This is a genomic window from Bacillus sp. MBGLi79 (assembly GCF_002953915.1).
The window spans coordinates 4,088,279-4,099,233 of the sequence record NZ_CP026521.1; the positions used below are offsets into that span (position 1 = coordinate 4,088,279).

Consider the following 10,955-nt stretch of genomic DNA (forward strand, 5'->3'; position numbering starts at 1 on the left):
CGCCTGTTGCTGTTACGATTTGGCGAAGGGTTTTCTCGCGGATATCGCCCGCTGCAAAAATACCTTCGACTTTTGTTTCCATCTGTTCATTTGTCACGATGTAGCCCTCTTCATTTGTAATGCCGAGGTTTTTGAACGGCTCTGAAAGCGGCAGCATGCCGATGTAGATAAAGACGCCGTCAGTCCGGAACTCTTCTTCTTCGCCTGTGACCGTATCGACCAGCGTTACTTTACCGACCTTTCCGTCTTTTTCATGAATTTCCTTGACCGTCTTGTTCCAGAGAAAGTCGACTTTTTCGTTGTCAAACGCGCGCGCCTGTAGGATGCTTTGCGCTCTCAGCTTATCGCGGCGGTGGACGATCGTGACTTTCGAAGCGAAACGGGTTAAGTACACGCCTTCTTCAACAGCGGAGTCCCCTCCTCCGACAACGACGAGCTCTTTGTTTTTAAAGAATGCGCCGTCACAAACCGCACAATAAGATACACCGCGGCCGCCAAGCTCTTTTTCGCCAGGTACGCCGAGCTTCTTATATTCGGCGCCTGCTGTGATGATGACCGCACGCGCTTTAAATTCTTTTGATCCCGCTTTGACGATCTTGTAGTCTCCTTCATCGACGACTTCTTTAATATCGCCATACGCATACTCAGCGCCGAACTTTTTCGCATGTTCAAACATTTTATTTGAAAGCTCTGGTCCCAGAATGCTTTCAAATCCCGGATAGTTTTCGACATCCTCCGTATTGGCCATCTGTCCGCCCGGAACGCCTCTTTCAACCATCAAAGTCGACAGGTTCGCCCTTGACGTATAAACGGCTGCCGTCATTCCCGCAGGACCTGCTCCGATAATAATGACGTCATACATCTTTTCTTCTGACACAATGTTCACTCCTTCATGAATCTTATGCTGTCAAGCAGTCCATTTCTGTTAAATAAGATTCCCTTCTTATATCTTCCTTACCCATATCCTATAAAATATCATGAATAATCGCTATTTTTTTGCTCACATAATAAAACAGGCTGAACAGTGAAGTTCACACCTGTTTCTAAAGATGTTCTTTTAATGTACGTTCATACTTAGAAAGCGTTCCGGGCGAGATATGGAAGATTTTTGCGGTTTCAGCTTTTGTCAGCCGCTCCTGATGCTCGGTCTTCCAAATGTAATAGATCGCCGCGGCAAGCCCGCCGGCATTTTTCAGCTGAAGGCCGTAAGCCCTGATCTGCTGAATGACATGAAAAATCCAAAAGCACATGGCCTCCTGTTCCATTGCTGACTGATCCGCTTGTTCAATCGCTTTCGCAGTTCTGTAAGCAAGAAGCGCGTCTTTTGAATCAACGGCTGCACTGCTTTCCCCGTAAAGCACAAGCCTGACAAACTGATCTTCAAACGGCGTTTTTGCCATCTGTGAATCAAGCACCGCTTTAAGCTGGGCTTTTTCCCCTTTTCTTCCGCTGATATAGTACGCGGCAAGGCGCTCCTCAAGCGGCCGCTGGACAGGTTTCTTTTCCTTCCGTTCTTTCCACGGCTCCATGCGGGCGTCATCCGGATACTCTTCCTGCATCTTTTTCCATACAGACCGGGCAAATTGAGTGCGGCCGGTGTAGTAAGCCGAGCAGGCGAGCCAGTAATAAAAGGTCTCATCCCCTTCAAATCCCATGCGGTAGAGTGATTTCAGCCATTTATAGCCGAGATCGTATCTGCCGACGAGGGATAGCGTGGCGCCGAGCTTATACCTTTGCTCAAACAGCATCGGATAAACATTGGAAAGCTGTTCGGAAAGCGCCTCGACCTTATCGTCCCGTCGTTCATAGTGATAAAAAATGAGAAGATTGCAAAGCGCATGCAGGTTTCCATGGCTTTTTTCCAAGACCGTAAAAATCGTCGTTTTGGCTTTCTGAATGTCTCCGGCATAAAAATATGCCAGTGCGAGGTTGTTGTAAGCTGACCAAAACTCGGGGTAATCGGAAGTGATTTCTTCAAGCATCACGATCGATTCCTGAAGCTGTCCATTTTCCAGCAGTGATTTCGCCCGATCCTGTTTCAGAATCAAGTCGTCCTGATCAAACTGCGAATAGCCCTCATCTTCCTCTCCCATATCCAATAAATCAAGGAGCTCCGCATTTTCCTCGCTGAACTCGCCGTCCGGGTCTTCTTTTAAATAAGTCTCCGCTGCTTTATAGGCTTCGTGAAAAAGGCCGAGGTGCGCATAGTTATTGGCTTTAAAATAATAACATTCAGTCATTTTTTCGTTGATGTTCGTCAGGATAAAGTCCAAAAGTTCATTTGATTGCTGGTAAAATCCCATTTCAGTGTAAATAACAGCAAGTTGGGACAGCATTCCCGTGTTTTCCGGTTCAAGAAAAATCGCTCTCTGAATGAGCTTGCTTGCGCGGGATAAATTGCGTTCTCTATATGCTTTGAGCCCTTTATGATAAAAATATTGCCCATCTTGGAACAGTTGGACAATTCTCGAATCTTTATGGTGTTCAGAAGTGTACTTTCCCACAGATACCCTCCATTTCAAACTATATAACGTGAGTAGTATAACATAGTTTCCAGCAGGCTTAATATGCCAAAAACAAGTTTCGAGAAAATTCTCTTCATTTTCCACATATGGTTTTTTCACCATTTTATTCCTGACGTTTGGAGCACTGGAGCGCATAGGGCTTTCAGAAGGTTTAAGGTAGGTTTTATATCGGAAGTACGCTTTTTATTTTAACCAGGGCAAAATCTTTTTTTAGCACTAGATAGTGACGAATATACGTTCCCATTGTATGATCATAGAAAGGGGGTTCATCATGTGAAAAAAAGCGGATCAATACAATTGAAGCATTTCTCGGAAGAACATTCAGCTGCGCTTCTCGAATTCGAGCTTCCTGAAGAACAGCATCGATTTACCGCGTTGCCGAAAGAGGTTTTAAAACAGACGGACGGTCAGTTTCCAATCGTAATTTTAAGCGAAGGCGAACCCGTCGGATTTTTTATCCTGCATGCGACCGAGAGGGTAAAAGACTATTCGGACAACCCGGACGCCATGCTGTTAACGGCGCTATCCATCGACAGAAAGCACCAGGGAAAAGGTTATGCAAAAGAAGGAATGCTCAAGCTTCCTGCATTTGTCGCCAAGGAGTTCACCCATTGTCATGAAATCGTGCTGGTTGTGAACGTGAAAAACACCGCGGCCCAGCACCTGTATGTGAAAGCCGGATTTGCAGACACAGGGGAAAGAAAAATGGGGCCGATCGGAGAGCAAATCGTAATGAAATTAAACACGGGAAAACACCCAAAAGGCAGTTAGCTTTTTGGGTGTAAGCAATGCGCTTATGATTCAGAGCCTTCATGGCGCTCTTTCAGGACGCCAAGCACATCATCAAGCGGCAGGGACTGCTCCCTCAACAAAACGAGCAGATGGTAAAGAAGGTCAGCCGCTTCCCATCTCAGCTCTTCAGAATCCCGGTTTTTTGCAGCAATAATGACTTCCGCCGCTTCTTCGCCAACCTTCTTCAAAATCTTGTCAACGCCTTCACGGAACAAATATGTCGTATATGCGCCTTCAGGCATTTCAGCCTGCCGTTTAGCAATCACCGTTTCAAGTTCATTGATGATGTCAAAGCGGCCGCCATCAGTCTGTCTGATATGTTCGCCGGGCGAAAAACAGCTGTAGCTTCCTGTATGACAGGCCGGTCCCGCCGGTTCGACCAGCACGATGAGCGCATCCTGATCACAGTCAAGCCTGATGTCTATCACACGCTGAATGTTTCCTGACGTCGCTCCCTTATGCCAGAGCTCTCCTCGCGATCTGCTGAAAAACCATGTCTCCTTCATTTCCAGCGTTTTTTCAAACGATTCTTTGTTCATATAAGCAAGTGTCAGCACTTCCTTGCTCGCTGCATCCTGGACAATCGCCGGGATCAAGCCGGCTTCATTAAATGTCAACTCGTCTGCCTTGATCATCTTACATTCACCCCGCGCTCTTTTAAATAAGCTTTTACTTCTTTTACAGATGTTTCTTTGTAATGAAAGATAGATGCGGCAAGAGCCGCGTCCGCCCGCCCTTCTGCAAATGCATCATACATGTGGCCCGCATGACCTGCGCCTCCGGATGCAATGACCGGGACTGAAACAGCTTCTGACACAAGCTTTGTGAGCCTGCAGTCAAATCCGTTCTTTTCTCCGTCTGCATCCATGCTTGTCAGCAGGATTTCACCGGCTCCCCGCTGAACGGCTTCCTTCGCCCATGAGACGGCCTCAAGGTCCGTCTTTTTACGTCCGCCGTGTGTATAAACATAATACTGATCAGCTTCCGGATCGAATTTTGCATCAATCGCGACGACAATGCATTGAGAACCGAAAAAGTCAGCGCCTTCCGTTATCAGCTCCGGACGGAGAACGGCAGCCGTATTAACGGAAACTTTGTCGGCGCCGGCCCGCAGGATCGTTTTCATATCATCCAAACGATTGATGCCGCCGCCGACGGTAAACGGGATCGCCAGCTTGGCCGCCACTCTTTCAACGACGTCAACCATCGTTTTTCTCCCCTCGTGGGATGCCGAGATATCGAGAAAAACAAGCTCATCGGCGCCTTCACGATCATATACTTCAGCCAGCTCAACGGGATCGCCGGCATCTTTCAATTCAACAAACTGCACACCTTTGACAACGCGGCCGTCTTTTACGTCCAAACACGGGATAATTCGTTTTGTGATCACTTTGCCGCCACCCTTTCAAGCGCTTCAGCCACGGTAAATTGATTGGTATACAGCGCTTTTCCGACAATGGCGCCAGAGACGCCTTCCACAGTCCGGGAAGCGAGCGCCTCAAGATCGGCGAGAGAGCTGACACCGCCGGAGGCAATGACTTGTTTGCCGGTTGCCCTGGCAAGCTCCACTGTACTGCTGATATTCGGTCCTGACAGCATTCCGTCAGTCGCAATGTCGGTAAAGATAAAAACTTCCGCACCTTCATTCGCAAGCTCGCGGCCAAGCTCTTCCGCTCTAACGGACGAGGTCTCAAGCCATCCTTCAGTCGAAACAAATCCGTCTCTTGCGTCAAGACCGATTGCGATATGCCGGCCGTAAGCTTTCAGCATGTTTTTGACAAACTCGGGATTTGATACGGCCGAGCTGCCTAAGATCACCCTTTCAACACCTTGCGACAAGTAGTCATACACGTCTTTTTCGGTCCTGATGCCGCCGCCGACTTGCACTTTAACGTTGAGCTCATCAGCAATGCTTATGACGTGTCTGTCGTTCACTTTTTTGCCTTCTCTTGCCCCGTCCAAATCGACAAGATGAATCCAGTCTGCCCCCGCTTCAGCAAACCGGGAGGCCATATCCAGAGGGGAATGACCGTAAATCGTTTCTTTTTCATAATCTCCCTGGATGAGCCTGACGCATTTGCCGTTTCTCATGTCAATGGCAGGGTATACAGTAAACTCGCTCATTTTTTCACCTTCTGTTCTTGTGTAAGCTGCTTGAAACGCTTTAAGATCGACATGCCGACCGCACTGCTTTTTTCCGGATGAAACTGGGCGCCGTATACATTGCCAAAACCGACGACAGCAGGCACACGCACACCGTATTCGGCGCTGGCAAGCAAAGCTTCCTCTTCGATTCCGCAGACATAATACGAATGAACGAAATACGCATACCCTTCTTTCGTCTTTGGTAAAAGCGGAGAGTCGCGGTGGACCGTGAGAAGATTCCAGCCCATGTGAGGCACTTTTAAGCGAGCTCCCGCTTGATCACGGTCTTTCAGTTTAACGATTTTTCCTTTCAAAAGGCCGAGTCCTTTTGACGCCCCGCGTTCTTCGCTTTCTTCAAATAACAGCTGCATACCGAGGCATATGCCGAGAAGAGGTTTTCCTTCACTTACGGCATCTTGAATAAATGTTTTCAGGCCGGTCTGGCTTAAAGTCTCCATCGCATCCCGAAAAGCTCCGACTCCCGGAAGGATATAGCTGTCCGCTTTCTTAAGTTCATCCGGATGCTCGGATACGAAATAAGGGGCATCGATCCGTTCAAGCGCTTTAGAGACGCTGTACAGATTTCCCATTCCGTAATCTATGACACCGATCATTTACAGCATTCCTTTCGTTGACGGAATTCCTTTGACCCGCGGATCGATCAATGTCGCTTCATCAAGCGCACGTCCCAGCGCTTTAAAAATCGCTTCGATCATGTGGTGAGTATTCGTACCGTAATGAACGATGACATGAAGATTCATTCGCGCTTCCAGCGCAAACTTCCACAAAAATTCATGGACAAGCTCTGTATCAAAGGTTCCGACTTTCCGGCTCGGGAATTCGGCTCTGAACTCGAGGTGCGGCCTGTTGCTCAGATCAATCGCAACCTGGGCGAGCGCTTCATCCATCGGCACTATGCTCGAACCGTAGCGTTTGATTCCTTGTTTATCTCCGAGCGCTTCCAAAAGCGCCTGTCCGAGACAAATTCCGATATCTTCCGTCGTATGGTGGTCGTCGATTTCAACATCGCCTTTCGCTTCAACTGAAAGGTCAAACTGCCCGTGTTTTGTAAATAAATCGAGCATATGCGTCATAAACGGGACATCCGTTTGAATATCCGCTTTCCCTTCTCCGTCAATATGAAAGGATAATTTAATATCAGTTTCATTGGTTTTTCTTGCCCGTTCGGCTTTTCTCATCAGTCTTCCTCCCGGTTTCTGGATTCAATTGCTCTTGCATGGGCTTCAAGTCCTTCCAATCTTGCAAAGGCCGCAATGCTCTCGGCATTCTCGCGGAATGCATCCCTGCTGTAGGAAATGATGCTGGAGCGCTTTTGGAAGTCGGTCACATTTAGCGGGCTTGAAAATCTGGCTGTGCCGTTAGTCGGCAGAACATGATTAGGGCCCGCAAAATAATCTCCCACCGGCTCTGAACTGTAGCGGCCCAGGAAAATGGCTCCCGCGTGTTTGATCTGTCCGAGCAGGGCGTCAGGCTGAGCTGTTAAAATTTCCAAATGTTCAGGAGCGAGCTCATTGATGACGGAAACAGCTTCATGCATCGTCTTTGTAACATAGATCAAACCGTGGTTGTCAATCGACTGCTGTGTAATCTCTTTTCTTGGAAGATGTTCGAGCTGTTCGTAAACCTCTTTTAAAACAGATTCGGCAAGCGGCTTTGAGTCGGTGACAAGAATGCTCGCTGCCATCGCATCATGCTCAGCCTGTGAAAGTAGATCAGCAGCGATTTCCCGGTGATTTGCCGTACTGTCAGCGAGAATGGCGATTTCACTTGGGCCCGCGATCATATCAATATCAACCTGGCCGAATACTTCCCGTTTAGCCAAGGCGACGTAAATATTTCCAGGTCCTGTGATTTTATCGACGGGGGAAATGGTTTCTGTTCCGTAAGCCAATGCGGCAATCGCCTGAGCACCGCCCATTTTGTAAATCTCTGTGACGCCAAGCTCAGCGGCAGCTGCCAGCACTCCCGCCGACAATTTGCCGTCTTTTCCCGGAGGTGAGGCAAGGACGATGCGATCGACACCGGCAACAAGCGCCGGAATAACATTCATCAGAACGGATGATGGGTAAGCAGCCGTTCCGCCGGGCACGTACACTCCCGCTGAATCAAGGGGCGTGATTTTCTGGCCGAGCATCGTTCCGTCCTTGCGGTGGTAAAACCATGATGATGCGAGCTGCCGCTCATGATATTCTTTAATGTTAAAAATCGCCGCCCGAATAATCTCGAGATCACGTTCATTGAGCGTGATGTATGCTTCCTTGATTTCCTCTTCAGAAACGCGAAAGTCGGCCACATCCGCTCCGTCAAATTGTCTTGTGAATGCGGAAACAGCTGAATTCCCGTACTTTTTCACTTCATCGATAATGCCGCGGACCGCTTTTCTTTGCTCTTCCGTTCCGGCGTCAATAGTGCGCTTTAGGGAAACCGACGTATTTCCGCTGATGGTTTTGATCTTCATTTTACTTTTTCCCCTTCCACAATAAGAGAAAGTTTTGAAGCCATTTCATCGATGACTGCGTCTTTCATTCGGTAGCTGACAGGATTTACGATGAAACGTGACGTGATGTCGCAAATTTTTTCGGTTTCAACCAGCCCGTTTTCCCTTAAAGTCTGTCCTGTTGATACGATATCAACGATTCGGCCGGCAAGTCCGATCAAGGGAGCGAGTTCAATCGAACCGTTGAGCTTGATGATTTCCACTTGTTCTCCCTGCTCCCTGAAGTAGCTTGACGCGACATTTGGATACTTGGTCGCAACCCGGGGCGCAACGTTGTCGGCCGCCGTCTCTGGCAGGCCGGCTACGGCAAGACGGCATTTGCTGATGTTTAAATCAAGAACCTCGTAGACATCGCGTTCTTCTTCCAGCAGCACATCTTTGCCGGCGATTCCGACATCGGCCACCCCGTGCTCGACATATGTTGTGACATCCATCGGCTTGGCGAGGATAAAGCGAAGGTTCTCTTCAGGCACCTGAATGATCAGTTTTCTCGAATCATCGAATTCTTCAGGGAGCTGATAGCCTGCTTTTCGAAGCATATCGGCAGCTTCTTCAAATATCCGCCCTTTCGGCATCGCAATCGTCAATTCCTTACCCATGCTTCTCTTCCTTTCTGGCCCCGATAAAATAGGTCACGTTTTGAAAAGACTTTGTCATTTGGTCAATATCTCCGATTCCCGCTAAGTCCTGTATAACGACTTTTTTGCCCTTTCTTCGCTCTTCTTCGGCAAATTTGATCGCCTCTTTTCTCTGTTCCGTGCTGAAGATGACGACATCGATTTTTTCTTGCTCTTCCGCCGGCTTCAATGCTTCTAGCAGCCTGTCAGTCCTGATGCCGAAACCGGTTGCCGGAGCGGGTGAGTCGAAGCGGCCGAGAAGCTGGTCGTATCTGCCGCCGTTTCCGATCGGAAAGCCGACGTTTTCAGCATAGATTTCAAACAAAACACCCGTATAGTAGCTCATATGGCTGACCATGCCTAAATCAAGTTTAATGTCGTCCGTGCAACCATAGTCGCCGAGTGTCTCCCAAAGCGTCTTCAGTTCTGAAACCGCGCGTTTTCCTTTTTCAGAATCGATGATCGATGCCGCCTTGCCGCACGTTTCAATACCGCCTCTCAGCTCCAAAAGCTCGAGCAGCCTGCTTTTATCAATTGAGGATAAATTGAGGGATTTTACATGCTCCCGGTAGCCGACATAGTTCTTTTCGTATAAATAGCGCCGCAGGACATGAGCCCTTTCTTCATTTCCTAAAACCTCCACAAACAAAGCATCTGAAATTCCGACATGGCCGATCGAGATTTTAAATGAAGTCAGGCCGGCATTTTTAAGCGAAAAAATGACGAGTGCAATCACTTCTGCGTCAGCGCTTGTAGATCCATCGCCGATCAGTTCGACGCCGACTTGCTCAAATTCGGCGGCACGTCCGCCTTCACGTTCCTGTGCCCTGAACACATTTGCAGCATAGCCCACTCTAAGCGGGTGATCATCTTTATGAAGCTTTGAGGCCGCCACCCTTGCGATCGGGGCCGTCATATCAGGTCTTAACACGAGCGTCTGCCCCTCCTGATCAAGGAGTTTAAATAACTGCTGATCCAATATGGCCGACTGCACACCGACCGTATCATAAAATTCAAGGGCCGGTGTCTCCATGAACTGATACCCCCACAAAGCCATCACCTCTGTTAATGAAGAGCGCACCTTTTTCTTTGTTTCGTAAAGCACAGGCAGCGTATCCCGCATGCCATGCGGTTTTTCAAACATAAACATCTACACTTGCACCCCCATAACTGTTTGAAGGAAAATTCCGAATCCTTTAGTTCGCTAATATGATAATATGCTAACAGATAAAAGAATCAAAATCAACAGCCGCTCTTAAAATAGACTACGGACCGTATGGGAAATGATAACTTTTATGTAATGAACATCTTGATGTTATAATATAAACAATTGCAAATCTTTGCCTTAACCAAACCAGCAAAGGGAAGACAGGAGACTCAGAATGAAATTTTTCAAAACTCTTTTTTTAATTTTTTTCGTAGCAGCTCTTATAACCGCCGTTCTTATACTGTTTTCTAAAGATGCGTTAAGCCCGTTAGCCGAAATGCTGCACAGCAGCCATAAGAATGCTGCTGACAATAAAGAAGTGCATCAGCCGCTTGACGTCCCGCTGATCAACCAAATGGACTCGCCGAAGCTTTATAACGGCTGCGAAGTCGCCAGCCTGGCGATGATCTTAAACTACAGCGGATATCATGTCACAAAAAATGAGCTTGCCAATGAGGTGAAAAGAGTGCCTCTGCACTATGAAAGCGGCTTAAAGGGAAATCCTAACGACGGCTTTGTGGGAGATATGGAAAACGGACCCGGACTGAGTGTCTACCATGGCCCGATTTACGATTTGGCCTATTCATACGCAGGTACTAAAGCTGTCGATTTGACGGGAAGTGAGCCGGAGAAAATATATGAACAGCTGAATCAGGGAAGACCGGTTTGGGTTATCACCACTGTTCATTTCAGTCCAGTCAACGATATGGAAACATGGAATACGCCGTCAGGTAAAATCGATGTGACGTACAGCGTTCACAGTGTTGCCGTGACAGGCTATGATGAGGATTACGTTTATTTGAATGATCCGTACGGATATAAAAACAGAAAAACAGACAGAGAAAATTTTGAGAAATCATGGACACAAATGGGCAGTCAGGCGATCGTGATCGCCGCTTAAAAAGGCAGATTAACCCCTGCCTTTTTTAGTTCTTTCAACCCCTATTAAAATAAGCCTCTTTACCCTTTCATCACATCCAAAATACAGAAAAAAACCTCATTGCACGTGTTCAATTTACTGTTTTTTCATAATATTCAAATTATTTGTTTACTTTTCAGCAAGCTCGCATATATGATAGTACCGAAATAGGTGTCTCATCTTATTGCAAAAGGTCTAGAAATTGCTTTCATCTAAGGGAGACAAATCTGTT

The 10,955-nt window shown here is 47.6% G+C and carries 12 protein-coding genes; 2 read left to right on the top strand and 10 right to left on the bottom strand.

Going from position 1 to position 10,955, the window contains the following annotated elements; all coding sequences use genetic code 11:
* Positions 1 to 877: thioredoxin-disulfide reductase (gene trxB / locus C1T29_RS20885; protein WP_208945548.1), on the bottom strand; the 877-nt coding region annotated here is incomplete at its 3' end.
* Between the two features lie 166 nt (positions 878 to 1,043).
* The gene (locus C1T29_RS20890) at positions 1,044 to 2,504 is read right to left on the bottom strand and encodes a tetratricopeptide repeat protein (RefSeq protein ID WP_023856353.1); all 1,461 of its coding nucleotides are present in this window, start codon (positions 2,502 to 2,504) and stop codon (positions 1,044 to 1,046) included.
* 294 nt (positions 2,505 to 2,798) lie between these two features.
* Between C1T29_RS20890 and C1T29_RS20895 the strand changes: the two genes are divergently transcribed.
* Positions 2,799 to 3,296, top strand: a complete 498-nt coding sequence (locus tag C1T29_RS20895) for a GNAT family N-acetyltransferase (RefSeq protein WP_023856354.1) — start codon at positions 2,799 to 2,801, stop codon at positions 3,294 to 3,296.
* A gap of 23 nt (positions 3,297 to 3,319) precedes the next feature.
* On the opposite strand, the gene hisIE is transcribed toward C1T29_RS20895, so the two are convergent.
* Genes hisIE through C1T29_RS20935 form a run of 8 tightly spaced genes read right to left on the bottom strand, consistent with a single transcriptional unit; the run spans position 3,320 to position 9,747 of the window.
* Entirely contained in the window at positions 3,320 to 3,952 is a 633-nt protein-coding gene (gene hisIE / locus C1T29_RS20900) for a bifunctional phosphoribosyl-AMP cyclohydrolase/phosphoribosyl-ATP diphosphatase HisIE (protein ID WP_023856355.1), read from the bottom strand.
* Positions 3,949 to 4,707: an imidazole glycerol phosphate synthase subunit HisF gene (gene hisF / locus C1T29_RS20905; protein WP_023856356.1), complete on the bottom strand. Its 759-nt coding sequence runs from the start codon at positions 4,705 to 4,707 to the stop codon at positions 3,949 to 3,951. Before hisF ends, hisIE begins: the two co-directional genes overlap by 4 nt.
* The gene (hisA, locus tag C1T29_RS20910) at positions 4,704 to 5,441 is read right to left on the bottom strand and encodes a 1-(5-phosphoribosyl)-5-[(5-phosphoribosylamino)methylideneamino]imidazole-4-carboxamide isomerase (protein ID WP_023856357.1); all 738 of its coding nucleotides are present in this window, start codon (positions 5,439 to 5,441) and stop codon (positions 4,704 to 4,706) included. The genes hisF and hisA overlap by 4 nt, the downstream gene beginning before the upstream one ends.
* Positions 5,438 to 6,076, bottom strand: a complete 639-nt coding sequence (hisH, locus tag C1T29_RS20915) for an imidazole glycerol phosphate synthase subunit HisH (protein WP_208945549.1) — start codon at positions 6,074 to 6,076, stop codon at positions 5,438 to 5,440. Before hisH ends, hisA begins: the two co-directional genes overlap by 4 nt.
* Positions 6,077 to 6,661: an imidazoleglycerol-phosphate dehydratase HisB gene (gene hisB / locus C1T29_RS20920; RefSeq protein ID WP_023856359.1), complete on the bottom strand. Its 585-nt coding sequence runs from the start codon at positions 6,659 to 6,661 to the stop codon at positions 6,077 to 6,079.
* Complete coding sequence (gene hisD / locus C1T29_RS20925; protein WP_039073041.1) at positions 6,661 to 7,941, bottom strand: histidinol dehydrogenase; 1,281 nt, start codon at positions 7,939 to 7,941, stop codon at positions 6,661 to 6,663. The genes hisB and hisD overlap by 1 nt, the downstream gene beginning before the upstream one ends.
* A complete protein-coding gene (hisG, locus tag C1T29_RS20930; RefSeq protein ID WP_023856361.1) occupies positions 7,938 to 8,579 on the bottom strand; it encodes an ATP phosphoribosyltransferase in 642 nt (213 codons plus the stop codon). The genes hisD and hisG overlap by 4 nt, the downstream gene beginning before the upstream one ends.
* Complete coding sequence (locus C1T29_RS20935; protein WP_023856362.1) at positions 8,572 to 9,747, bottom strand: ATP phosphoribosyltransferase regulatory subunit; 1,176 nt, start codon at positions 9,745 to 9,747, stop codon at positions 8,572 to 8,574. The genes hisG and C1T29_RS20935 overlap by 8 nt, the downstream gene beginning before the upstream one ends.
* 232 nt (positions 9,748 to 9,979) lie before the next feature.
* Between C1T29_RS20935 and C1T29_RS20940 the strand changes: the two genes are divergently transcribed.
* Entirely contained in the window at positions 9,980 to 10,705 is a 726-nt protein-coding gene (locus C1T29_RS20940; protein WP_026580157.1) for a C39 family peptidase, read from the top strand.
* The last annotated feature ends 250 nt before the right edge of the window (positions 10,706 to 10,955 follow it).